This is a genomic window from Telluria sp. ZT3P39, assembly GCF_059685935.1.
In genome coordinates this window covers 134,900-159,293 of sequence record NZ_JCASIH010000006.1, presented here as the reverse complement: position 1 = coordinate 159,293, position 24,394 = coordinate 134,900, and the positions used below count along the sequence as shown (strand labels likewise).

19 protein-coding genes are annotated in these 24,394 nt (G+C 68.9%); 3 read left to right on the top strand and 16 right to left on the bottom strand.

The window, feature by feature from the left end:
* Positions 1–14 precede the first annotated feature (14 nt).
* From AC56LR_RS08875 to AC56LR_RS08850, 6 genes are read right to left on the bottom strand one after another with little or no spacing between them, the layout of a single operon-like run.
* Entirely contained in the window at positions 15–1,268 is a 1,254-nt protein-coding gene (locus tag AC56LR_RS08875) for a glycosyltransferase (protein ID WP_497129594.1), read from the bottom strand.
* Between the two features lie 7 nt (positions 1,269–1,275).
* On the bottom strand, positions 1,276–2,121 hold the full coding sequence (locus tag AC56LR_RS08870) for a hydrolase 1, exosortase A system-associated (protein WP_497129592.1): 846 nt from the start codon (positions 2,119–2,121) through the stop codon (positions 1,276–1,278).
* A complete protein-coding gene (locus tag AC56LR_RS08865) occupies positions 2,114–2,959 on the bottom strand; it encodes a hydrolase 2, exosortase A system-associated (protein WP_497129590.1) in 846 nt (281 codons plus the stop codon). The genes AC56LR_RS08870 and AC56LR_RS08865 overlap by 8 nt, the downstream gene beginning before the upstream one ends.
* A complete protein-coding gene (locus tag AC56LR_RS08860; RefSeq protein ID WP_497129588.1) occupies positions 2,956–3,204 on the bottom strand; it encodes an acyl carrier protein in 249 nt (82 codons plus the stop codon). Before AC56LR_RS08860 ends, AC56LR_RS08865 begins: the two co-directional genes overlap by 4 nt.
* A gap of 15 nt (positions 3,205–3,219) precedes the next feature.
* On the bottom strand, positions 3,220–4,233 hold the full coding sequence (locus tag AC56LR_RS08855) for a GNAT family N-acetyltransferase (protein ID WP_497129586.1): 1,014 nt from the start codon (positions 4,231–4,233) through the stop codon (positions 3,220–3,222).
* The gene (locus AC56LR_RS08850) at positions 4,230–5,426 is read right to left on the bottom strand and encodes a DegT/DnrJ/EryC1/StrS family aminotransferase (protein ID WP_497129584.1); all 1,197 of its coding nucleotides are present in this window, start codon (positions 5,424–5,426) and stop codon (positions 4,230–4,232) included. Before AC56LR_RS08850 ends, AC56LR_RS08855 begins: the two co-directional genes overlap by 4 nt.
* 168 nt (positions 5,427–5,594) lie before the next feature.
* Here AC56LR_RS08850 and AC56LR_RS08845 point away from each other — a divergent pair, with 168 nt between their 5' ends.
* Together AC56LR_RS08845 and AC56LR_RS08840 are read left to right on the top strand one after the other, a co-directional pair.
* Positions 5,595–7,169, top strand: a complete 1,575-nt coding sequence (locus AC56LR_RS08845) for an acyl-CoA ligase (AMP-forming), exosortase A system-associated (protein ID WP_497129582.1) — start codon at positions 5,595–5,597, stop codon at positions 7,167–7,169.
* A complete protein-coding gene (locus AC56LR_RS08840) occupies positions 7,166–8,413 on the top strand; it encodes a pyridoxal-dependent decarboxylase, exosortase A system-associated (protein ID WP_497129580.1) in 1,248 nt (415 codons plus the stop codon). Before AC56LR_RS08845 ends, AC56LR_RS08840 begins: the two co-directional genes overlap by 4 nt.
* A gap of 27 nt (positions 8,414–8,440) precedes the next feature.
* Here AC56LR_RS08840 and AC56LR_RS08835 read toward each other — a convergent pair whose 3' ends face one another.
* From AC56LR_RS08835 to AC56LR_RS08810, 6 genes are all read right to left on the bottom strand, one after another.
* On the bottom strand, positions 8,441–9,655 hold the full coding sequence (locus AC56LR_RS08835) for a polysaccharide pyruvyl transferase family protein (protein ID WP_497129578.1): 1,215 nt from the start codon (positions 9,653–9,655) through the stop codon (positions 8,441–8,443).
* Positions 9,652–10,638, bottom strand: a complete 987-nt coding sequence (locus AC56LR_RS08830) for a glycosyltransferase family 2 protein (protein WP_497129576.1) — start codon at positions 10,636–10,638, stop codon at positions 9,652–9,654. The genes AC56LR_RS08835 and AC56LR_RS08830 overlap by 4 nt, the downstream gene beginning before the upstream one ends.
* Before the next feature lie 89 nt (positions 10,639–10,727).
* Positions 10,728–13,313: an oligosaccharide flippase family protein gene (locus AC56LR_RS08825; protein WP_497129574.1), complete on the bottom strand. Its 2,586-nt coding sequence runs from the start codon at positions 13,311–13,313 to the stop codon at positions 10,728–10,730.
* Between the two features lie 15 nt (positions 13,314–13,328).
* Positions 13,329–14,309, bottom strand: coding sequence for a polysaccharide deacetylase family protein (locus AC56LR_RS08820; RefSeq protein WP_497129572.1), 981 nt, complete (start codon positions 14,307–14,309; stop codon positions 13,329–13,331).
* A 79-nt stretch (positions 14,310–14,388) separates the two neighbouring features.
* On the bottom strand, positions 14,389–15,546 hold the full coding sequence (locus AC56LR_RS08815; protein WP_497129570.1) for a glycosyltransferase family 4 protein: 1,158 nt from the start codon (positions 15,544–15,546) through the stop codon (positions 14,389–14,391).
* Positions 15,547–16,722 carry a glycosyltransferase family 4 protein gene (locus AC56LR_RS08810; RefSeq protein ID WP_497129568.1) on the bottom strand — a complete coding sequence of 392 codons (1,176 nt, stop codon included), beginning with the start codon at positions 16,720–16,722 and terminating at the stop codon, positions 15,547–15,549. It lies immediately after the preceding gene.
* A 344-nt stretch (positions 16,723–17,066) separates the two neighbouring features.
* Between AC56LR_RS08810 and AC56LR_RS08805 the strand changes: the two genes are divergently transcribed.
* Complete coding sequence (locus tag AC56LR_RS08805) at positions 17,067–18,428, top strand: UDP-glucose dehydrogenase family protein (RefSeq protein ID WP_497129566.1); 1,362 nt, start codon at positions 17,067–17,069, stop codon at positions 18,426–18,428.
* Between the two features lie 73 nt (positions 18,429–18,501).
* On the opposite strand, the gene AC56LR_RS08800 is transcribed toward AC56LR_RS08805, so the two are convergent.
* From AC56LR_RS08800 to AC56LR_RS08785, 4 genes are read right to left on the bottom strand one after another with little or no spacing between them, the layout of a single operon-like run.
* Complete coding sequence (locus AC56LR_RS08800; protein ID WP_497129564.1) at positions 18,502–20,397, bottom strand: XrtA/PEP-CTERM system amidotransferase; 1,896 nt, start codon at positions 20,395–20,397, stop codon at positions 18,502–18,504.
* 52 nt (positions 20,398–20,449) lie between these two features.
* A complete protein-coding gene (locus tag AC56LR_RS08795) occupies positions 20,450–21,637 on the bottom strand; it encodes a TIGR03088 family PEP-CTERM/XrtA system glycosyltransferase (protein ID WP_497129562.1) in 1,188 nt (395 codons plus the stop codon).
* Positions 21,638–21,640: 3 nt separating this feature from the next.
* Positions 21,641–23,209: an exosortase A gene (xrtA, locus tag AC56LR_RS08790; protein WP_497129560.1), complete on the bottom strand. Its 1,569-nt coding sequence runs from the start codon at positions 23,207–23,209 to the stop codon at positions 21,641–21,643.
* A complete protein-coding gene (locus AC56LR_RS08785; RefSeq protein WP_497129558.1) occupies positions 23,200–24,393 on the bottom strand; it encodes a TIGR03087 family PEP-CTERM/XrtA system glycosyltransferase in 1,194 nt (397 codons plus the stop codon). Before AC56LR_RS08785 ends, xrtA begins: the two co-directional genes overlap by 10 nt.
* Between the last annotated feature and the right edge of the window lies 1 nt (position 24,394).

Here is a 24,394-nt window from a genome sequence, read left to right as displayed (position 1 = left end):
AGAACCCGACCACCCTACGGCTGGCCTGGCGCGATCTCGTCGAACAGGCGCGCCAGCTGCACGGCCTGGGCGCGCCGCTCGTGGCGCAGCACCACGTCGGGCGCCGCCACCGGCGCGCTGCCTTGTTCCACCAACGCCAGGAAGCGCACCAGCGCCTCGATGATGCCGGCGGTCGCATCGAGCGGCCCGATGGTGTCGATGCCGGCCCGGCGCAAGGTGGCCGCGGTGTCGCCCGCGGCATCGGTCAGGGCCAGCACCGGCCTTCCCGCGCGCAGGTATTCATACAGCTTGGCCGGCACCTGGTCGTTGCAATTGGCCGCCTGCAGCACCAGCAAGGCGTCGGCCGCGAGCATCTCGCGCAGCGCCTCGCGGTAGGGCAGCGGCGGCGCGATCACCACCATGTCGTCCAGGCCGAAGCGCTCCACCAGGCCGCGCAAATACTCTTCCATGACCGGCGCGCGCAGCACCAGGCGCAGCGTGTCCGGGCCGATGCGGCCGTCGGCGCGCAGGGCCGCCAGCGCCTCGAACAGGCAGGTCGGGTCGCGCTCGAGCGCATACACGATGCCGCTGTGCAGCAGCACCAGCGGCCCGCCGGCTGCTTTCCCGGCATCCGGCAGGGGCGCGCCGGCGGCGGCGAAATTGCCTTCGTCGTAACCATTCTCGATCACGCACAGGCGCGTCGCAGGCAAGTCCGGATAGCGTTCGCGGTAGCTGCGCGCCGCGCCCGCAGTGGTGCAGACCGCGCGCGTGCAGTGGAGCAGGGTCTGGCGTTCGATCCAGAGCGCGGCGGCGCGTTTCAATCGTCCGCTCGGATGCACCGCGTCGACCATCGGGTCGCGCAGGTCGGCCACCCAGGGCAGACCGGTCAGGCGATGCAGCACCAGTCCCACCAGGTGGGCGGTGGCGATCGGGTAGGTCGACCAGATCAGGGCCGGGCGCCGGCGCCGGATCGTGGCCAGGCCGGCCGGCACCGCGCCGAGCAGCCAGGTGATCCAGCGGTCGGGCAGCGCCATCCAGCCGGCGTAGCGGCCGCGCCAGGCCAGATGGCGCGCGGTGTCGAGCGCGAAGGCGCGCTGCACGCTGGTGCCGGGCGGGATCGCGCCGAGCTGTTCGATGCCGGTGTCTTCGTAGGCGCGCGGCGCGGCGCTGAGCACCAGCGGTTCCCAGCCCAGCGCCGGCAGGTTGCGCACGAATTGCAGGGTGCGCTGCAGCCCGCTGCTGCCCCGTTGCGGCGGGAAGTGGAAGGCCACCATCAGCACGCGCCTCATCGCGGCCTCACCATGCGCGCACCCAGGCGCAGACGCGCGCCGCGGCTTCGTCTTGCCAGGCGCGCTGCGAGAAGGTATGGTCGGCGCCCGCCAGTTCGTGGCGGCGCATGCGGGGTTCGGCCAGCAGCCGGCGCCACTGGGGCGAAGACTGCGCCAGGCCGGCGAATTCCTGCGCCGTCAGGTCGGCCCCGCTCAGCACCACCAGCACCTGCCCGGAAAAGCGGCTGAGCCGCGCATGCATGCGCTCGGGAAGGCTGGCGCCGGATTCTGCGCTGCCGCCCTTGTTGCCCTTGCTGCCCGCCTGGCGCAGCAGCGCCAGCGCCGAGGCCAGCGCGGCGCCGGGGCGGAAGCGCCCGGACAGCAGCTTGCGCCAGAAATCGAGGCTGAGCAGGCGCGCGCCGTAATAGTGCTGCAAGGTGGCGCGCGCCGCGCCCTGTTCGGTGCGCACCCACGGGTTCAGCAGCACCAGGCCGCGCACCCGCGCGTCGTGCGCCGCATAGAACACGGCGGCGGAGGCGCCGTCGCACAGGCCGCACAGCGCCACTTCGCGCAGCGTGGGCACGGCATCGAAAAAGGCGTCGAGCGCGCAGCGCAGGTCGGCGTCGACCGCCTCGAAATCGCGCAGGGCGCCTTCGCTGTCGCCCATGCCGCGGTAATCGAAACGCATCGCCGCCACGCCTTCGGCCGCCAGCTGGCGCGCCAGCAGCGTGAACTGGCGGTGGCTGCCGGCGCGGTATTGCGGGCCGCCGACCACGATCAGGACGCCGCGCGCGGCCGGCGCCGCCGGCAGGCTGACGATGCCGACCAGCTGCTCGCCTTCGCAGGCGAAGGACAGGGCGCGTTCCTCAAGCATGGGTGGCCTCGCCCAATACCGATACGGTGGCATCGAGCAGGGCGGGACAGTCGATGATCTCCTGGCTGCTCCAGAAGACCGGCCCGCGCACGCCGTGCAGGGTTACGGGTGTCCCGGCCACGCGCCAGGCGTCGGCAATGCGTGCGCTGGCCGGCGCCAGCGGGCGTTCGCCCGGGCCGACGTCGAACCAGTCGACTGGGGCCATGGGAGCCAGCGTCCTGGCGTCGAGCGCGTCGATGGCGGCCGCCAGTTGCGGGGCCAGCGTGTAGCCGGCCACCTCGAGCGGCGCGCCGCCGAGCAGGGCAGCGCGCAAGGCCTGCGGCCCTTGGGCGCTGCCCTCGCGCAGCATCTGGCCGGCGCTGCGCAGGCGCAGGAATCCGGTCAGGAAGGCGGCGCCGCTGGTAACCGGCTGCCACAGCAGCAGCCGCGGCAGCGGTGCGGCGCTGCGCCGCGTGTAATCGAGCGCCAGCAGGGCGCCCAGCCGCAAGCCCCACAGGCCTGGCGCGACGCCGCTGCGCTGCTCCAGCCATGCGCAGCCGGTGGCGAGGTCTTCCAGCCAGGCTTCCCAGCGCGCCTCGGCGAATTCGCCGGCGCTGTCGCCGCAGCCGTACAGGTCGAGCTGCAGCACGGCCACGCCGGCCGCCGCCAGCCGGCGCGCGCCGATGGCCGCCATGCGGCGCGACTTGTTCATCTCTTCGCCGAAGGGATGGATATACAGCAGCGCCTGGCGGCAGGGCGTGGAGTCGCCTTCAGCCGGCGCGTGATAGAGGGCAAACAGCGGCCCGCGCGCGGAGGGCAGGAAGAAGGGTTCGGCCCCACGCTCCGGCGCCGTGCTCATCGTGCGAGTTTTCCGTCCACGAAGGCAGCCAGGCTGCCCAGGGTCTCGAAGGTGCTGGCGCTGATCTCGTCGTCGTCGACCATGAAGCCGAAGCGCTCTTCAAGGGCTCCGAGCAGCGACACCACGGCCATCGAATCGAGCTCGGGCAAGGCGCCCAGCAGCGGCGAATCGGCGGTCAGCGCCGCGCCGCGCGGTCCCAGGAACAGGGTATCGGTCACGATCTGTTTTACTTCATCCAAATACATAATTTCTCCAGCGGTTCAGGCCCGGGCGCGCAGCGCGGCATGCGCACGCGCCAGCAGCGGCCAGCGGTAATAGTTGACATGGTACAGACGGCGGATCTCCTGCGTCCAGCGCGTGTGCCATTCCATCACCTTGCCATAAAATTCGATGCGCTCGTGGCGGGCGTCTTCGAACAGTGCGCGGCTGGCTTCTTCGCGCATCAGCATGGCCGGCGAGGTGCCGTCGGCCACCGCTTCGTCATAGGTGGTTTTCAGCACGATCAGGCAGCGTTCGTCCTCGATGCACAGGTCCATGGCGGCCAGGCGCTCGCCATACCAGTAGCGGTAGGCGCGGGCGCGCCCGCACCGGGCAAAGGCGCGCAGCATGGCGCCGTAGAAGCGGCTCTGGGCGTCGCCCGGCGCCACCGCGGTGCCGCCGCCGGCCTTCCAGCCGGCCGCCTCGAGGCGGGCATAGTCGGCCACCGCCGCTTCCATGCCCGCTTCGCCGCGCTCCACATCGAGCCGCAGCGCGATGCCGTCGCGCTGCAGGCGGGCGCGCTGTTTTTTCAGGTTGCCGCGCAGGTTCTTGCCGCGGCCCTGCCAGTAATCGTCGAAACTGCCCTGCAGCGTGATGCGCGCGGTGTCGATGTAGTCGAGCGTGCGCACGCTGCCGGCGTCCAGGGGCCGCGCCACCAGGTCGGGGTCGAGCTGGGTCAGGCCGAGCACCAGGGGCCAGCCGGGCAGGGCGCGCAGCAGGCCACGCAGCAGCGCCGCGGTATCCTGGCCGGGCGCTTGCAGCCACAGGCCGAGCGGGGCCTGGGCCGGCTGCAGCGTGCTCCAGCCGCGTCCCGCCGGCGCCACCACGCCCATCGCGACCAGCGCGCCATCTTGACGGCAGCAGGCCAGCAGCGCGCGCGGGTCGCCGAAGGTCTCCAGCAGCGGCGCCAAGAATTCCGGCGCCAGCGCCGGCGGCATGCCGGCGGCGCCGGCCAGGGCGCCCCATTCAAGGGCAAAATCCGCGAACCGGGCGGCGGGATGCAGGGTCCAGTTCATGCGCGCACCGCCGCGCGAATGGTGGCGCACAGCCAGGCCAGTTCGTCTTCGCGCAATTCCTGGTGCACCGGGAAGCCGAGCACCTGGCGCACCAGCGCGGCGCTGTGCGGGAAGGCGTCGGCGGCCGGGTCACGCACCTGGGCGAAGCGCACCAGCGGCACGCCGCGCGCTTCCAGTGCCGCGAACAGCGGCTCGGGGTCATCGACCAGCAGCGGGAATACCCAGGGGCAGACATCGTCCGGCAGCACGGGGTGCAGCGGCCGGCAACCCGGCAGGCCGGCCAATGCGGCCTGCAGCCGCAGGTAATTGGCGCGGCGCGCCCCCACGATGCGCGCCGGGCTGCCAAGGCGCAGCACGATGCGCGAGAACAGCGCGCTGCGGAGGTCGAGCCAGGCCGGCTCGAAACGCACGCTGCTGTCGGACGAATCGGGCGCCAGCGCCGCCTGCGGGGCGGCGCCCGTGTCCTTGGCGCGCGTCCACAGCAGGCGCTTGAGCGCCAGGGGCAGAGCCAGCAGCCAGGCCAGGGGCTGCATGCGGCCGTAGGCGAAGCCCCGCTCGAGCGTGTTCAGGGCCACCTTGGCCTCGAAACCGGCGCCCGCTCCGCGCGGTGGCGGCGCGCCCAGCCGGTGGCGCGCCGAGACCAGGCAGCCGCCTTCGTAGGTGGGATAGAACTTCATGCTGCTGGCGATCGCGTAGTCGCCCCAGGCGCCGACCGGGCGCCCCTGTACCTGGCCGAACCAGCTGTGCGCGCAGTCTTCCAGCAGCTGCAGGCCGGCGCCGTCGCACCAGGCGCGCAGGGCCGCCATGTCCTGGTGGAAGCCGAAATAATGGGTGGCCATCAGCGCACGCACCGCCGGAGTGGTGCGGCGCGCCAGTTCCTGCGGGTCGACCATGCCGTCCGGCCCGACGTCGTAGTACACCGGCTGCACGCCGGCCCACAGCAGCGGCGCGACCATCGACTGGGTGTGCCAGGCCGGCACCAGCATCGCGTCGCCGGGCTTCAAGTCCATCTCGCGCAGCGCCATGCCGATCGCGATGCGTCCGCTGGTGACCAGGCAGGCCGGGCCGGCATCGAGCACCGAGGGCAGGGCGCTGCCACTGGCGCGTTTGAAACTGCGGGCGGACAGCACCGGGGCCAGCGGCAAGCGCGGGCGCGCCGCCGGCAGGGTGGAAGAAGGCAGGATTTTGCTCATCAGGGAGTATAGGCCCAGCAGGGGGAGTTGGTCGAGCCGCGCTCGCCGCTTCGCGGGCGGCGGCAAGCGCTTTTGCCGATCGCCTGGTCGATTACTTCGTCGAAATCTTACTGGTAAAATGCGCGCTCGGCTGCCTGCGTCAGGGAGCGAGAGACTATCAGGATTTTCATGGGTGACCTCGTTCACGATTTCATTTTCTCGGCAGCGCAGCGCACGCCCCAGGCCGAAGCGCTGGTGTATCGCAGCGAGCGCCTCGATTATGCCGCGCTGGCGCGCCAGGTAGGCGCCGCCGCCGCCGCCATGCAGGACGCCGGCGTCGAAGCCGGCGAGCGCGTCGCGGTCTTCCTCGAAAAGCGTATCGAGGGCGTCGCCGCCCTGTTCGGGGCCAGCGCCGCCGGCGCCGTCTTCGTTCCCGTCAATCCGCTGCTCAAGCCCGAGCAGGTCGCCTATATCCTGGCCGATTGCGGGGTACGCCTCCTGGTCACGTCGCCGGAACGCCTGCGCCAGCTGGCGCCCGCGCTGGCGCACTGCCCGCAGCTGCACACCATCCTGGTCACCGGCGCCATCGAGACGCTCGAGGCGCCCGCCGGCGTGGCGCTGCGCCCTTTCGGGGGCCATGCCGGCGCGCCGCGGCCGGTGCGCCGCATCGACGCCGACCTGGCCGCCATCCTGTACACCTCGGGCAGCACCGGCAAGCCCAAGGGCGTGGTGCTGTCGCACCGTAATCTGGTGGCGGGGGCGGAAAGCGTCGCCGGCTACCTGGCCCTGGGTCCCAGCGACCGCCTGCTGGCGGTGCTGCCGCTGAGCTTCGACTATGGCCTGAGCCAGCTGACCTGCGCCTTCCACGTGGGCGCCGCCGCGGTGCTGATCAACCACCTGTTCGCCCAGGACATCGTGCGCGCCGTCTGCGCCGAGCGCATCACCGGACTGGCGGCGGTGCCGCCGCTGTGGATCGAACTGGCGCGGCTGGACTGGTCGGCCGCGCCGGCGCTGCGCTATCTCACCAATTCCGGCGGCGCCATGCCGCGCGCCACCGTCGACGCGCTGCGCAGCGCCATCCCCCAGGCCGAACTGTTCCTGATGTACGGCCTGACCGAAGCCTTCCGCTCGACCTATTTGCCGCCGTCCGAACTGGACCGGCGGCCGGACTCGATCGGACGCGCGATCCCGAACGCCGAAGTGATGGTGGTGCGGCCCGACGGCCAGCCTTGCGCGCCGGACGAGCCGGGCGAGCTGGTGCATCGCGGCGCCCTGGTGGCGCTGGGCTACTGGAACGATCCGGCCAAGACCGCCGAACGCTTCCGGCCCGCCCCGGGCCGCGACCCGGCGCTGCCGCTGGCCGAGATGGCGGTGTGGTCGGGCGACACGGTGCGGCGCGACGCCGAGGGCTACCTGTATTTCGTCGGCCGCAGCGACGACATGATCAAGGTGTCCGGCTACCGGGTCAGCCCGACCGAGGTCGAGGAAGCCTTCCACGCCAGCGGGCTGGCGCACGAGGCGGCCGCCTTCGGCGTCCCGCACCCGAAGCTGGGCCAGGCCGTGGTGGCAGTGGCGCGCGCGCACGATGGCGCATCCGGCGCCGACCTGCTGGGCGCCTGCCGCCGCCTGCTGCCGGCCTATATGGTGCCGGTCCACCTCGCGCTGAGCGCGGACCCGCTGCCGCGCAACCCTAACGGAAAGATCGACCGCACGCTGCTGCGCGCAGGTTTCATGAACATGTTCGACGACCAGGAAACCCCATGACCGATATCCGCCCTGCGCAACGCCCTGTGCATGCCGCGCAAACGCTGTTTCCGGTATCAGGCGGCTGCCTGCAGGTGGGCGGCATCGCGCTGACCCGGCTCGCCGAGCGCGTCGGCGCCACGCCTTTCTATGCCTACGACCGCAGCCTGCTCGATGCGCGCGTGGCCCAGCTGCGCGCCGCGCTGCCGCCGGCGGTGCGGCTGCATTACGCGGTCAAGGCCAACCCGATGCCGGCCCTGGTGCAGCACATGGCCGGCCTGGTCGACGGCTTCGACGTCGCATCCGCCGGCGAAATGGCGGTGGCCCTGGATACGGGGATGGCGCCGGCCGACATCAGCTTCGCCGGCCCCGGCAAGTCCGATGCCGAATTGCGGCGCGCGATCGCGGCCGGGGTGTGCCTGCACATCGAATCGGAAGCGGAACTGGCGCGCGCGGCCGGCATCGGCGCGCAGCTGGGACTGCGCCCGGCAGTGGCGCTGCGGGTCAATCCGGATTTCGAACTGAAGGGATCGGGCATGCGCATGGGCGGCGGCGCCAAGCCCTTCGGCATCGACGCCGAGCGGGTGCCGGCGCTGCTGCGCACACTGGGGGTGCTGGCGGTGGACTTCCGCGGCCTGCACATCTTCAGCGGCTCGCAAAGCCTGAAGGCGGACGCCATCATCGAGGCGCAGTCGCGCACCTTCGAGCTGGCCCTGTCCCTGCTCGAAGGCACCGGCCTGCCGCTGGCGCAGCTGAACATCGGCGGCGGCTTGGGCATTCCCTATTTCCCGGGCGAGCAGCCGCTGGCGCTGGACGCGATCGGCGCGCACCTGCACGGCTGGATGGAGCGCCTGCGCGAGCGCTCGCCGCAGACCGAGGTGATCATCGAACTGGGGCGCTACCTGGTGGGCGAGGCGGGCGTGTACGTGGCGCGCGTCATCGAGCGCAAGGAGTCGCGCGGCCAGGTCTTCCTGGTGACCGACGGCGGCCTGCACCACCACCTGGCGGCGTCGGGCAATTTCGGCCAGGTGATCCGCAAGAATTATCCGGTCGCGATCGGCAACCGCATGGACGGCGCCGCGCTCGAAACCGTGTCGGTGGTGGGGCCGCTATGCACGCCGCTCGACCTGCTGGCCGAACGCATGGAACTGCCCCAGGCCGGTGCGGGCGACCTGGTGGTGGTGTTCCAGTCGGGCGCCTACGGCCGCAGCGCCAGCCCGGCCGCCTTCCTGAGCCATCCGGCTGCTGCGGAAGTGCTGGTGTAAAGCACTCCCCCAAGGCAGGGACGGTGCTCAGTGGCGTTCCGTCACCGCTTTGCCCTGCACCCCGGCCTGTGGGGGACGGCCGACCAGCTCGCCGATCAGGTCGAAGGTCGTGCCGGCAAGTAGCGCCACCCGCGCGCGCCGCTCGCGGATATGCTCGGTATAAGGCCCCAGGTTGCGCAGGGCCAGGCGCGTGGCTTCCACCAGGCGCGCGCTCAAGTGCTCGTCGATCTCGACCAGGTAGTCGGGCGAGGCGAAATCCTCGAAGACGTTGGGAACCTTCGGCTCGTAATTGATCGGGACCACCGGGACATTGCAGCCCAGCGAAAAGATCATCGCGTGCAGGCGGACCGTGATGTTGAGCACCGCCTGGCCCGCGACCCATTTGAGCTGGGCCGCCGACAAGCGCTTTTCATAGACGTGCAGCGCTTGCGGATGCTTCATCGCCGCCTGGATGCGGCGCGCCATGGCGACGTCGTCCTTGCCATGGTCGAGCACGGACATCGGCACCGCCACGATTTCCACGTCCTCGGTCTCGACCAGCTGGTCGAGCGCGGCCGCGAACAGCGCGATGCATTCCGGGCGCCGGCGCAGCGCATAGGTCGGATAGAAGCCGATTTTCCGCTTGCCGGTGCCGAACAACGCCTGCAGCTGCGTCCGGTCCTCCTCGGGCGGGGCTTGCGCGGCGAGCAGGAAAGCCGGATCGGCCACGATGTGGATGCGTTCGTCCGGCACGCCGACTTCGCGCAGGAGTTGCGCCGCGCGCTGGCTGCGCACCGTAATCAGGTCGCAGGACCGGGCCGTCGTGCCGATCAGCCATTTGCCCAGCCGGGTCTTGAACGGGCCGACACCGATCGCATACATCATCGTCTTGCGTCCCAGCAGGCGGGCCAGCCAGATTTCGTCGAGCAGGCGCAGCAGGTTGCGCCAGTTGGTGTTGTCGCGCAGGATGCCGCCGCTGCCCAGCACGACGAGGTCGGCCTGGCGGATCGCGCGCAGGTGGCGCAGCACATTCCCGTTCAGGTATTGGCCCAACATGCCGCGGCCGACCAGCACCGGGTGGAACTGGCCGCGCACGCGCGCGCTCCGGGGGATATTTTCGGGAAACTCCGACAGCACCGTAAACCGGGCGTCGAGACGGGCGGAAGTGCGTTCTACGAAAACATCAAGAATGGCGTCATCCCCGGCGTTGAGCTGTCCATACCAACCATTGATCAGGATGTTCAGCGGGGTAGTACCACTCATTTACCGGGCCTCGCGAAGGTTTCTTTCGTTAATGCGGCAGCCTCCATCACCAGGGCGCGGGGCAGGTAGGACAGGCTCTTGAGCGGACGGGTGCCGCAGCGGGCCGCCTGGACGAACAGCGACATGCTGGCGCGGTAGCTGCCCGAGAAGAACAGGTCGCAGGCCAGCTGGAAAGAGCGGTTGCCGCGCAGTTCGCGAACTTCTTCGATCGTCAGCTTGCCGGACTGCTCGCGCATATGGCGTTCGATCATTGGCATGACGATGGCGCCGGTTTCACGCCGATGGCGTTTCATCAGGCTGTTGGTAATATCATAATAATTGATCAGGATCTCGGGCAGCACGACCAGCTTGCCGCGAATGGCCAGCTTGATCCACAGGTCGAGATCCTCGCCGACCGCCAGCGCTTCGTCAAAGCCGCCGAGTTCGCGCACGAGCGCGGTACGGGTCAGGACGGTCGGAGTCGGCACGAAGTTGTAGACCAGCAGGGTTTTCCAGGCGTCGGTGCCTTGCACCGGAGGCCGGTTCACATGGCCTTCCTTCAGCGGCATCCCCTCGGCAGACGACATCTGGCTATTGCAGGACACCAGGGTCACCGTGGGATCGGCTTCGATGGCCGCGACTTGCCGGCGCAGCTTGTCGGCCAGCCAGATGTCGTCGGCGTCGAGGAAGGCCAGGTAGGGCGCGCGCGCCAGCCGGATGCCGGCATTGCGCGCGGCCGATACGCCGCTGTTGACCGGCAGCTGCAGCAGTATGATGTTCTCGTCCGGCCCGATCGCCGCGCGCACGGCGTCGGCCGTGCCGTCGCTGCTGGCATCGTCGATGACGATGACCTCGATCCCGACGCCTTCCTGGGCGCGCACCGAGGCCAGCGCACGCGCGATGGTGGCGGCGGCGTTGAAGGCCGGGATGATCACGCTGACCTGGATGTCCTCGCTCGCGCAGGACAGGCCGGCGCCCGCCTTGTTGATGTGTTCTTGTTGCATAGGTTCAGCCCTCGAAACCACTTGATGCTCTGTTGCTGCGGCGGGGTGGCCCCGCCGCCAGATGAATAAAAAAGAAAACCGGCCCGCGCTCAGCGCTGGCCCGGCAAGTGCGGCTCGACTGCCCGTACCGGGCGCAGGAACAGCCAGGTCGCCAGCAGCGTCGGCTGGACCCGGCCGGCCGCGTCGCTGATTTCACGTTCCGAAATATGGATGCGCCCGACCGGGCCGATGGCGCCGCCCGCGGCCGCGCCATCAAGGCGATTCAGGTGCGCGCGGCTGTCGAACAGGTAGCGGTAGCCGGCCGCGCGGCAGGCAGCGAGCACCGTTTCCGAGCCGGCGCCGTGCGGCAGCGACATCGATTCGACCGGCGCCTTGCCGAGGTAGGCGGACAGGGTGTCCTGGGCGGCCCCGAGTTCCTGCGCCAGGTCGGCGACCCGGGTCAGCGGCTGGTGCGTCATGCCGTGGCCGCCGATCGCGTGGCCGGCCGCCAGCTTGCGCAGCTGGGGCACATCCATCATGGCAGGCATGGTCGCCGTGCAGTAGCCGGGACCGCTGCGGCGGCGCAGTTCGGCGGCCAGGGCCGGCGCTTCGGCGCGCGGGCGCCGGCCGATTTCCCGGATCACGGCGCGCGCGACGTCTTCGCCACTGCTCGCATGCAGCACGCAGTCGAGCGGCGCCATGCCCAGGCTGGCCAGGGCCGCGGCAACCTGCGTCCCGGCTTCAGATTGGGTCGCCAGGAAGCTGTACAGGCCTTCTTCCCAGAACGGCTCGGCCTGGCCGACTGCGCTGCCGGCCACGAAGACCAGCGAAGGCATGCGGTAGCGGTCGAGCACCGGCTGCGCGTATTCGGCGGTGTCGGCCCAGCCGTCGTCGAAGGTAATCAGGAGGCTGTTGGCGGGCAGGCTTTCCTTGCCCTCGAGCGCGGCGAACACGGTCGATGCGCCGACCACGTTGTAGTGGCGCTGGAAGAATGCGAGGCAGTGCGCGAACGATTCCGGCGTCATGGTCCATTCCGGATCGGCGCCGGGATAGCGCGGATCGGACCGCGGCAGCACGCGGTGGAACATGACCACCGTGAGGTTGCGGCGGTTGCGGATCCGGTGCCAGGCGCCCAGCAGGCCGGCGCGGTAGGCCAGCTGCTTGGCGCGCGCCGCCGACCGCAGCGGCGGCGGGAAGGGCGCATCGGCGGCGCGCTTGCCGAATATGTGCTGCCTCATTCTGGCGACCTGCAGGCCGAGCAGGGGCAGCACATGCTGGCCCAGCGGGTGGCCGGTGAGCGCCAGGCCGATCATCCAGCCAAGCGCGGCGCCGGCGCCGCCCAGCACCAGCACGCCCCAGGCATGCGACGAGACGTCGCCGCCGGCGCGCCACACCATCAGCGGCACGATCACCGCGCAGGCTGCGATCAAGGCGCTGGGTGCGCAGGCGCGCGCCAGCACCAGCGGACGCACGCCGATGGTCCGGTGCAGGAACCAGCAGACGGCGACGAGACCGATGCATTCGGACGCCACCAGGGCCAGCGCCACCGCCTGCAGGCCGTAGGCCGAGCTGGCCAGCACGGCCAGGATGCGTACCGGCTGGACCAGCAGGTTGCACATGGTGGCGCTGCGCACCTGTCCGGCCGCGACCATGGCCGGCGACGCGAACAGCCCGATGGCCGCGATGGCGCCGGCCACGCACAGCGGCCGCGCCAGCGGTACCGATGCATCCCACTGGGGACCGTAGAGCGCGTGCGTAACCGGGTAGGCCAGCACCATCAGCACCGCCAGGAAGGGCCAGGCGACGGCGGTCAGGTTCCCGACTGCCGCCAGGTAGGGCTGGTCGAGCTTCTGGCCGTCGCGCCGCACCTGGGCGAAGTAAGGCAGCACCAGCGGCGTGACCGCATTGGCGATCAAATGGGTGAACAGCTGCACCAGGCCGGTGGCGCGGCTGAAATAGCCGACCGCCGCCATGTTCATGACCTTGCCGACCACCAGCTCGGGCGCGCTGGCGCCGGCGATGTTGGCCAGGTTGCCCAGGCTGCTGATGCTGCCGAAGGACAGGATGGTGCCGATGTTGCGAAAGCGCGGTAACCAGGGGAAATTCGCGGGCCGGAACAGGTTGCCGCCGATGCCGAAGGCCAGGATGCCGGCGAAATTGGCCCAGGCCAGGCTCAGCGCCCCATGGCCGGACAGCGCCATCGAGACGGCGACGCCGACGTGGCACAGCGCGCTGAATGTCTTGACGTAGAAGATGGCGTTCAGGCGACCTTCGCGCCGCAGCACTCCGAGCACAACCGAGCCGAAAGGCGAAATCGCGAAGCTGGCCGCCATCACCGTCAGAATGTCGCGCAGGGCCGGGTTGCCGTAGAAGCGCGCCACCGGGCCGCTCAGCGCATACAGGGTGCCGCCCACGGCCAGCGCCAGCAGGATCGCCACGCCCATCACCGCCTGCAGCTTCTCGCGGGTCAGGTCGCGTTCCTGGATGATGTACTGGATCACGCCGAAATCGCGGAACACGTGCAGCATCGTCATCAGCATCGCCGCCAGCGAGAAGGTGCCGATCTCGGAAGGCGACAGGATGCGCGCCAGGAGCATCACCGACACGAACTGGATCCCCAGCTCGACGTATTGGGTGGCAAACGAGATGCCGATGGCCTTGCGGCCCGTCAGGTTGGAGGGAGGGGTGGAAGTCATCGTCGCCATCGAAGGTCAGCCGGCGAGCCAGCGCAGCACGCGGAACACGTAGAACGGGCGGGTGATGTCCCAGGGACGGCTGCGCGGCAGGGCAAAGCGGTCGTCCGCCGCGCCGGCGGCGCCCAGTGCCGTGGAAAACGCGGCTTCGAAGCCGGCCTGGCGCGCCATGGCGATGTGGCGCTGGTCGAAATCCTTGCCGTGCTTGCCGTTCGGGTAGGCGAAATATCGCACCGGCCGGCCGGTGATGTCTTCCAGCTGGCGCTTGCTCTCGGCCATCTCGTGCAGGGCGCTCGCGTCGGGCAGGCTGGTCAGGATGGGATGGGAAATCGTGTGCGCACCGATCTCGACGCCCAGGCCCGGCAGGGCGCGGATCATCTCGCTGGTGAGCATCAGTTCGTGGTCCGGCCGGCCAGCCAGCCGGTCGAGCCGTTCCACCAGCGCTTGGCGCAGCGCCGGCGCCAGGTACTTGGCTTTCTCGGTCAGGTCGGCCACTGCATGCCGGCGCTGCTCGAGGGTGTCGAGCGGATAGCTGCCCAGGCCCGCGTCTTGCAGGTCGAGGCGGCCGCCCTCGATGGTGCGCAGCGCTTCCAGGATGCGGTCGTTCCACATGCTGCCGCTGTCGATGAAGCCGGTGGTGACGAAGACGGTCGCCGGGAAGCCGAATTCGCGCAGGACCGGCAGGGCCAGGTCATGGGTCGAGCGGTAGCCGTCGTCGAAGGTGATGCAGACCGCGCGCGGCGGCATATTGCCATTGGCCAGCGCCGCCAGCGCCTGGTCCATCGGCAGCACGTTGAAGCAGTCCGCCAGCACCTGCATCTGCCAGCGGAAGGTGGCCACGTCCGGCTCGGCCGCCAGCAGCGGATCGGCCGTCTCGAGGATGCGGTGGTAGTTCAGGATGCACAGCCGTCCCTGCCCGGGCCGGCCCGCTGCAATCCTGTCGCCGATGAACCGGACCAGGCGCGAACCCAGGCTGGCGGAGGGCGCGTACGCCATCATGTCATGTCCTTTGTGATGAAGCCGGGCCCGGCATGGCTGCGCCTGCCGCGGCAATGGCGGCACGCCGCAGCTGCGCGGGTCAAGCACGGCGCAGCAATCCCTGGAACAGGCCGACCACGCGCAGGGCGTTTTCGTGCCAGGTCAGTTTTTGTTCGGTAATCGTCGCGCGCGCATTGGCGGCGACCTTCTCGCGCAGGACGGAGTCGGTGCACAGACGATCAACTGCCTGCGCCAGCGATGCGGTGCTGTCCGGGTCGAACAGGACGGCGTTCTGGTCGCGCGCCAGGATCTCTTCGATGTTCGGCTGGGCCGGACCGATGATCGCCTTGCCCAGCGCCAGGTATTCGAACAGCTTGAGCGGCGAGGCATAGGCCACCACGGCCGGCTGCAGGGCGATGTCGAAGGCGGCCACGTGGCGCGCCACGTCGTCGCGCTCGACGATGCCGGTGAAGGTCACGCGGCTGGCGATACCCAGGTCGCGCGCCTGCTGCTCGAGCGCGGCGCGGGCCGGGCCATCGCCGACCACCAGCAGGTGGCGGCGCGATTCCGGCGGGTCGCCGGCGATCAGGTCGACCACCTTGTCCAGGCCGTGCCAGTCGCGCACGAAGCCGGTAAAGCCCAGCACCAGGTTGCCTTCGAGGCCGAGCGCGCGCTTGGCCGCCTCGACGTCGGGCACGCCGCCGAAGCGCTCGCCGTTGATGCCGTTCGGGATCACGACGATGCGCTCTTCCGGCACGCCGTAGGAAGCGACGATGTCGCCCAGCACGCGCGTCACGGGCAGCACCACGTCGGCATTGCGCCAGGCATAGGCTTGCGACCAGCGCGCCAGGCGCGTGAGCGACAGGCCGTCATAGCGGCTGCGCTCTTCCAGGATCGGGGCATTGATCTCGAGCAGCAGCGGCAGCTTGTACTTGCGCGCCAACCAGATACCGGCCGGCAGGAACAGGTTGTAGCGCTCGTAGATGCAGTCCGGCTTGTGCTGGCGGACCGCTTTCGCCAGACGGCGGTAGGCCACCAGCGAATAGCCCAGCTCCATCAGCTCGTAGAACCATTTCGGCAGGTAGCGCTTGAGCAGGGCGACGGCGCCGGCATCCGAGCCGAAGGATTCGGTCTCGGCGCTCGGGGGCGCCACGATGATGATCTCATGGCCTTGCGCACGCAGCGCGCCGATCATTTCTTCGATATGGACGTATTGCCCGTCCTTGGAACGGGTGCGGTGATGATAAAGGATGCGCATTTACGGCTGCCCCATGAGGATGTTGCGGAACAGGTCGATCTGTCCCTGAGTAGTCTGGTCCCAGCTGAAGCGCTCGGCGTAGCGGCGGGTCGCGGCGCGGTCCGGCGCCTGGGCGCGCAGCAGTTCGATGGCTTCCACCAGGCTTTCCGGCGTGCGATCTTGCATCAGGCGGCCGGCTTCCGGCGCGGTGACCACTTCCGGCGTGCCGCAGATGCTGGTGGCCACCACGGGCGTACCGCAGGCCATCGATTCGAGCAACACATTGGCCCAGCCTTCGCGGCTGGAGGCCAGCACCATCAGGTCGGCGGCGCCGTAATAGGTACGCAGCTCGGTCTGGGGCACGGGCCCCAGCAGGCGGACGCGGTCGGCCACGCCCAGTTCGCGCGCCAGCGCCGCCAGCTTGTCGTGGTCTGGGCCGTCGCCGGCCACCAGCAGGGTTACGCCGGGCAGGCGGGTGAGGGCCTTGACGATGATGTGGTGGCCCTTGTGTTCGTTCAGGCGGCCCACCGACAGCAGGGTGTAGCCGTCCAGGCCGAGCGCGGCGCGGGCGGTGTCGCGGTCCAGCGGCGCGAAGCGCTGCAGGTCGACGCCGTTGCGCAGCGGCGTGATGTGGCGCGGATCGGCGCCCAGCCGGGCCAGTTCGTCCTTCAGGTAGCTGCAGACGGTGATCACGGCGCGCGCGTTCTGGGCGGCCCACAGGATCATCTTGCGCGGCACGGGAAACTGCGGAAGCAGGTTGATGTCGCTGCCGCGCGCGGTGATCACCACCGGTTTGTTGAAGTACTTGCCCAGCATGACCGCGGCGACGCCGTCCGGATAGAAGTAGTGCGCGTCGATGGCGTCGAAGTCGTAGCCGCTGTCGATGAGTTGGCCGATCGCCGGGCGCACCGCGCGCGCCATCAGCTGGGGCGCCACGTTCATGCCGATCTTGGGCAGGGCCACATAGCGCGGATGAACGATCTCGATGCCGCCGCGCACCTCGGCCGCAGGCACGCGCGCCATCTTGCCGTAGTTGCCGAAACGTTCTCCCTTGAAGGGGAACCAGGGCACCGGCGCGACCACGCGCGATTCGACCTGGCCGCTGGCGACCAAGTAGCGCAGCCGGGTTTCCACGAACAGGCCGTGGTTGGGCTGTTCGGCATTCGGAAACAGGGTGGAGAACGTCAGTAGTTTCATTTCGGGAGTGGCCGGATGAGCATCCCGGCGCGGCCGCCTGCGGCGCGCGGAAGGATCCGCGGGGCGGCTGCGCGCGACTGCTGCGGCAGCAAGAACAATGCTTGCCGGATTGCTATTTTCGTTAAAAACAAGTCAGTATATTACCTTAGAAAAATTAAAAGATCGCACTGTTTCGTGCGAGAAACGTAGTGCGATTCCGACGGTTAAATGCCGCCACACAATAGAGCTTGATCCGTTTGCAATTTTTTAACAGCACTGTTAGTCTTGCTGGAAACTTTCGCGGCCGGCGGCCCCAGCAATGCGGCGCCGCGGCCATTCGTGCCCCTCTCCACCGCTGAACTCCTATGAAAATTTCCATTATTGGCACCGGGTATGTTGGCCTGGTGTCCGGCGCCTGCTTTGCCGACGTCGGCAACACCGTGCTGTGCCTCGACGTCGACGCCCGTAAAATCGACATGCTCAAGGACGGGCAGATCCCGATCCACGAGCCCGGCCTCGAATCGTTGGTCGCGCGCAACGCCAGCGCCGGCCGCCTGCTGTTTTCGACCAGCTACGACGAAGCCGTCGCCCACGCAGAATGCATCTTCCTGGCGGTCGGCACCCCACCGGATGAAGACGGCAGCGCCGACCTGACCCATATCCTGGCAGCGGCGCGCAGCATCGGCCAGCGGATCACGCGTCCAGTGGTCGTGGTCGACAAATCCACCGTGCCGGTCGGCACCGCCGACAAGGTCCGCGCCGCCATTTCCGGCGAGCTGGACAAGCGTGGCGTGAGCGTCGAGTTCTCGGTCATCAGCAATCCCGAATTCCTGAAGGAAGGCGCGGCTATCGGCGACTTCACGCGCCCGGACCGCATCGTGATCGGCAGCGACAGCGCCACCGCGACGCAGCTCATGCGCCAGCTGTACGCACCGTTCAACCGCAACCACGAAAAGCTGGTCGAGATGGATGTGCGCAGCGCCGAGCTGACCAAGTATGCTTGCAACGCCATGCTGGCCACCCGCATCAGCTTCATGAACGAAGTGGCCAACCTGGCCGAACTGCTGGGCGCCGACATCGAGGCGATCCGCATGGGCATGGGCCTGGACCCGCGCATCGGTCCGAGCTTCCTGTACGCAGGCGTGGGCTATGGCGGTTCGTGCTTCCCGAAAGACATCAAGGCGCTGGTCAAGACCGCCGCCAACCACGACCAGCCGATGTACCTCCTGAACGCCACCGAGAAGGTCAATGAGGCGCAGAAGGACGTGCTGTTCAATAAGCTGTGCCGTTTCTTCGGCGGCGAATCCAAGCTCAGCGGCCGCACGGTCGCGATCTGGGGCCTGTCGTTCAAGCCGAACACCGACGACATGCGCGAAGCGCCGAGCCTGCGCCTGATCCGCAAGCTGTTCGCGGCCGGCTGCAAGGTCGTGGCCTACGATCCGGTGGCGGCTGAAGAAGCCGGCCGCGTGCTGGTGGCCGAGCATGGCGCCCAGCGCTGCGACGAATTGCTGCGCATGGTGGGCTCGGCCAACGAAGCGGTGCGCGGCGCCGATGCGCTGGCGCTGGTCACCGAGTGGAAGGAATTCCGTTCGCCCGACTTCAGCTACCTGGCGCAGGAATTGTCGGCCAAGGCCGTGTTCGACGGCCGCAACATCTACCAGCCGGCGACCGTGTCGTCGTATGGCCTGCATTACGAAGGCATCGGCCGCGTCAGCTCCGCAGCCTGAAAATGACAACCGGGCCTGCGGCCCGGGTCATTGTGCTTCACTTAGTGCCCGGTCCAGCCGGGCGCTTTGCGTTTCAGCGCTCCAGGCTGACGCGCAGGAAGGCTTCGAACATCAGCACCGACCACAGCGGGGCGCTGTAGTCGCTGGCGCCCGACTCGTGCTGTTCGACCATGTGGCGCAGATACTTCTCGTTGAAGATGCCGGTGTCGAGCAGGCGCTGGCTCAGCACTGCGTCGCGCACCGCCTGGCGCAGCGGACCGCGCAGCCAGGCCGCGACCGGGATCGAGAAGCCTTTCTTGGAGCGGTACAGCACGTCGTCCGGCAGGAAGGGCTCGAGCGACTTCTTGAAGATGTACTTGCCTTCGCCGCCCTTGAGCTTGACGTCTGACGGCAGTCCCGACACCCACTCCAGGAAGGTATGGTCCAGCAGCGGCACGCGCACTTCCAGCGAGTGGGCCATGCTGGCGCGGTCGACCTTGGTCAGGATGTCGCCCGGCAGGTAGGTCTTGAAGTCGAGGTATTGCAGCACCGACAGCGGGTCGTCGGTCGGCGCATTGGCCGCATGGCCGCGCATCACCTCGATCGCGCGGTAGCCCTGCAGGCGGCTGCGGAAGCCGTCGCTGAACAATTCGTCGCGTACCCGGTCCGGCATGATCGACACGCCGTGGAAGTAGCCCTCGACCAGGTCGCGCGCCAGGGCCTCGAAAGTGGTCTTGGCGCGGAACATGCGTGGCGCCCAGTCGGCCTTCGGGTACAGCGCGCCCAGGGTGCCGAACAAGGGTTTGCGCAGGCCGGCCGGCAGTTTCGAACGCACGCTGTGCTCGGCCATCGCATAGCGGTAGCGGCGGTAGCCGGCGAAGTTCTCGTCGCCGCCGTCGCCCGACAGCGCCACCGTCACGTGCTGGCGCGCCAGCTGGCAGACGCGGTAGGTCGGGATCGCCGAGCTGTCGGCGTACGGCTCGTCGTACAGGCCGGCGAGGGTGTCGACCAGGCCGTAGTCGTCCTTGCTGACCACCTGGGCATGGTGGCGGGTGGCGTAGCGCTGCGCCACCATCGACGCGTATTTCGATTCGTCGAACTCGGGGTCGTCGAAGCCAATCGAGCAGGTGGTGACCGGCTCCTTGCCCTGCTGGGCCATCATGGCCACCACGGCGCTCGAATCGACGCCGCCCGACAGGAAGGCGCCCAGTGGCACTTCGGATTCGGTCTGCGACAGCACCGCTTCCTGCAGGCGCGCGGCCAGTTCTTCGATGATCTCGGCTTCAGGGCGCGGCGCGTGCGGGCGGAAGGGCAGGTCCCAGTAACGGTGCGGCGTTACCTGCGTGTCGCCGACGCGCAGCGTGATGCAGTGGCCCGGGCTGAGCTTGAAGGCGTTATTGAAAATGGTGTTCGGCTCCGGCACGTAGCCGAAGGCGAAATATTCCTCGACCGCGCGCGGATTGAGCTCGCGCGACAGTTCGGGGAAGGTCATGATCGATTTGAGCTCGGAGCCGAACACGAACAGGCCATTGGGCAGCAGCGAATAGAACATCGGCTTGACGCCCACATGGTCGCGCGCCATGAACATCAGCTGGCGGTTGCGGTCCCACAGCGCGAAGGCGAACATGCCGCGCAGGCGGCGCAGGCAATCCTCGCCCCAGGCTTGATACGCCTGCATCACCACTTCGGTGTCCGACCTGGTGCGGAACACGTGGCCCAGCGCGATCAGTTCGTCGCGCAGCTTGCGGTAGTTGTAGATCTCGCCGTTGAACACCAGGGTCATGCTGCCGTCCGCGCTGCGGAAGGGCTGCTGGCCGGTGGCGATGTCGATCACCGACAGGCGCCGGTGGCCCATGCCCAGGCCCGGCTCCAGATACAGTTCGCCCTCGTCCGGGCCACGATGGTGCTGGCTTTCGTTCATGCGTCGCAGCGCTTCGCGATCGATCCCGCGGCTGCCGCGGGTATCCAGGATGCCGACAATTCCGCACATAATTCTGGGTGTTCCTTAAGTTGCTCTAAACTAACTTGAAGTTAGTTTAATATTATTTAAGCGCCGCGGCCTGGGGCCGGCGCAGTTTCTGCTGGCACAGGCGGTCGTACAGCTTGCCGTATTCTTCCAGCATCGCCCGCATGCTGAAGGATTGTTCCACGCGCGCCCGGGCGGCTTCGCCATGGCGCTGCAGGAGGACCGGGTCGCGCACATAGGCGGCCAGCGCCGACACCAAGGCATCGACGTCGCGCGGCGCGACCAGGGTCCCTTCGCGGCCGTCGGTGACCACTTCCGGGATGCCGCCGACGCCGGATGCCACCACCGGCAGGCCGCAGGCCATGGCTTCGAGCATCGAGACGGGCGTGCCTTCGGCCAGCGAGGGCAGGACGAACAGCGAAAAGCCGTGCAGCAGGCTGGCCACGTCGGCGCGCGCGCCGGGCAGCCAGACCACGTCGTTCAGCCCGAGGCCGGCGACCTGCTCGCGCACCGCCCCCATCAGGGGACCGTCGCCCACTAAGCTCAGGCGCAGGCGCGCGCGCTGCTCCGGCAGTTGCTCGCGCAGGCGGGCAAACGCGGTGACCAGGTCGCGATGGTTCTTGACGTCCTGGATGCGCGCCACGGTGCCGATGACGAAATGATCGCCGCCGTCCCAGGGCGAAGCGCCCGTGTCCGCCGTGGTTGCGGCGAACTTGTCGGTATCGACGCCGTTCTTGATGAACAGGGTCTTGGCCGCCGGGATGCGCACCGTCTCGCCCAGCCAGCGGTGCAGGTCTTCGGAAACCGGGACGAAGCAGTCGATGAAGGGCGCCAGGCGGCGGCGCAGGAAGTTGTGCTTGGGGTTCAGGCCATGCGGGTCGCCGGCGTCGCGCCCGTGTTCCGCATGTACCCGCACCGGGATCCCGGCCAGCATCCCGCTGAAGGCATATTCCAGGGCCGACAGGTTATAGGTGTGCAGGATGGCCGGGCGCAGCTTGCGCATCAGCTTCCAGAACTTCAGGTGGGTGCCCAGGCCCAGCCCGGGCGGCTTGCCCAGGGCGTAGACCTCGACGCCCGGCTGGGTGATGCGCTGGGCGAAATCGGTATACCGCGTCAGGCACACCACGGCGTGGCGGTAGCGTTCCGGCGGCATGCGGTTGATGCAGTCCACCAGCAGGGTTTCCAGTCCCCCGACGTCGAGCGCATAGGTCAGGTGCACGACCAGGGGGCGCTGCATGCTCAGGTGGGCGGAATCGTCGCGCATGCGTCAGCGTCCGCGCGCCTGCAGCAGCGCGCCGTCGACCGAGGCGAAATGCTGGCCGAGGAAGGCGCGCAGCGTGGCGCGTGCGGCGTCCGCATTGCTGCCGTCGAATGGTGCGGCGATCGCCACCAGTGCGCCGTCGTCGCCGCGGAACTGCAGCTTGCCCTTGGCCTGGTGCAGCTTGCCGGCCACGTTGCTGGCCGTGTAGCGGCCATCGACCCACATCACCTGCCAGACCACCAGCGGTCCGCCGGGACCGTCGAGCACCGCTTCGCGCAGCGGCAGGTTGTGGCCGCCCGCCTGTTCGGTACGCATCGCCGAGGCGGTTTCGTGGAAGGCATCCTTCTCGCCGGCCAGACGGTTGACGGAGCTGATCAGGCCCTTCTGCTTGCTCTGGTTGCGGTAGTACAGCATCTGCAGCAGGACCGGGCGGCCTTCCGGCGCGCGGTAGACGCGGGCGATGCGGGCGTCCGGTTCCATGTAGTCGACCTGCCAGTCAGGGAAGGTCGGGGCCAGCGGCCAGGACACGGCCGGCTCGGCCAGCACCACCGCCTGTGGATTGTGGTTGGCGCGGTCGTTGAAGGCGGCGAAGGCCGGCCATACGGCGCTCAGCGCCACCACGGCCAGCGCCATCGGCAGCAGCGAGCGCGCCGCGCCCTGGATCCGGCCCGGCGCGGCCGGGGCGGCCGCAGGGGCAGTGGCCGACGCCGGCAGCTCGTCTTCGCGCCAGTAGCTGCCGATCCAGAACATGATGAACATGATCACGCCGAAGAACAGCCAGCCGTAGACCAGGTGGTCCACGCCGGTGGCCAGTTCCATGCCGCTCAGGTGGCCGATCATGACGATGCCGTAGGCGCGCAACCAGTTGGCGGCGATCGGCACCAGGATCGCTAGGGCGATGAACACCGTGCGGCGCAGGTTGGAGCGGTAGGTCAGGTAGGCGTACAGGCAGCCCAGGGTGATCGACGAGATCAGGTAGCGGATGCCGCTGCAGGCCTCGACCACCGACCAGCTGCCGGTGGGCAGCTCGAAGCGGGTGCCGTTGCGCAGCACCGGGATGCCGGTGGCCTGCACCGCCCATACCGTGAAGTCGGCGGTGTATTCGATCAGTGGGCCGACGAAGACTTCGCCAAACGGCACCGCGAACAGCAGGAACAGCAGCGGGAAGGTGAATTTCGCCGCCAGGCGCGGGCCCAGCAGGGTCAGTGCGGCCAGCGGGAACATGGTCACGAAGGCGTATTGCATCACCACTTGCACGTCGCCCATGCGGGCGGCCAGCCAGGCCGCGCCGGCGCAGGCCAGCAGGACCAGGCCCGGGCGCCATGGCTGCGCCGGCAGCTGCCCGAACCAGGCGCGCTGGCGCCAGATCAGCGCCAGGCTGATCGGCAGGATGATATAGCCGTGGGCGAAGGTCTCGGAGCTGTTCCAGATCGACACCATCGAGGAGGCGGTGGCGAAATACAGCGCGAAGGGCGCCAGCAGCGCCAGCGCCAGGATGATCATGTTGGTGCGCGGCAGGGTGGCCGGGGTGTGGACCGGGCTGTCGATGATGCCGGGTGGCGGTGTCAGGAACATTCGAGTCGCTCTCCGATGCAGGCCAGGTTGCTCGGCCAGCTGTATTTGTTTTCGACCTTGGCGCGGGCGGCCAGGCCGATCTCGTTGCCGCTGCGTGCCAGCAGGGCGGCGACCGCGTCGGCGAAACCGGCGGCGTCCTGGGCCAATACCAGCTCCAGGCCCGGCTCGGCGTCGATGCCCTCCAGGGCCTGGGGCGAGACCACCACCGGGGTGGCCATCGCCATCGCCTCCAATACCTTGTTCTGGATGCCGCGCGCAATGCGCAGCGGCGCCACGGCCGCCTGGGCGTGCGCGATATACGGGCGCACGTCCGGCACGGTGCCGGTGACGACGATGTTCGGCTGCCTGGCCAGTTCCAGCACGGCCGGCGAGGGTCGCGCGCCGACGATGTAGAACTTCAGGTCGGGGAAGCGCGCGCGCAGCAGCGGCATCACGTCATCGGCGAACCACTGCACCGCATCCACGTTCGGCCAGTAATCCATGGCGCCGGTGAAGACGATGGCGCGCTCCCCAATGGCGAACGGGCTGGTATTCACGGCATCCGGCGAGAAGTAGTCGGTGTCCACGCCATTGCTGAAGAAGCCGATCTTCGCATTGCTTTCCGGGGCCAACTGGCGGAACAGGTCTGCTTCGGGACTCGATACGAACAGCGAGGCGTCGTAGTCGCGCGCCACCTGGCGCTCATAGGACAGCAGCTGGCGCGCCTCGTGGCGGTACAGCCAGCTCATCGGCCAGGATTTCTTGTCGGCGTACTGGCGCCATTTGTCCGAGTCGACGTCGCAGAAGTCGACCACGCGGCGCGCGCTCGGGTACTTGTCGGCGTACTGCGCCATCGCCGAGGAGAACACCAGCACGCGCTCGATGCCGTGGGCGGCGACGGTTTCGTCGACCCAGCGCTGCATGCCGGCGTCGCGGTAGTAGTCGAGCGAGAGCGAGCGGTTGGTGGCCAGCGCTTTTAAACTGCGCACGCGCGCCAGCAAGGGGTTCAGGCTGGCGAAATGGCTGCTCGCGCACAGCTTTTCCACGGTCGGCACATGCTGCCAGTCGTCGGCGTCGTCCACGAACGTCGCCAGGTGCACGCGGTAGTCGCGCGCCAGGTGCTTGAGCAGGTGGTAGGAACGGATCTTGTCGCCCTTGTTCGGCGGGTAGGGGATCCGGTGGATCAGCAGGAGCAGGTCTTCCACG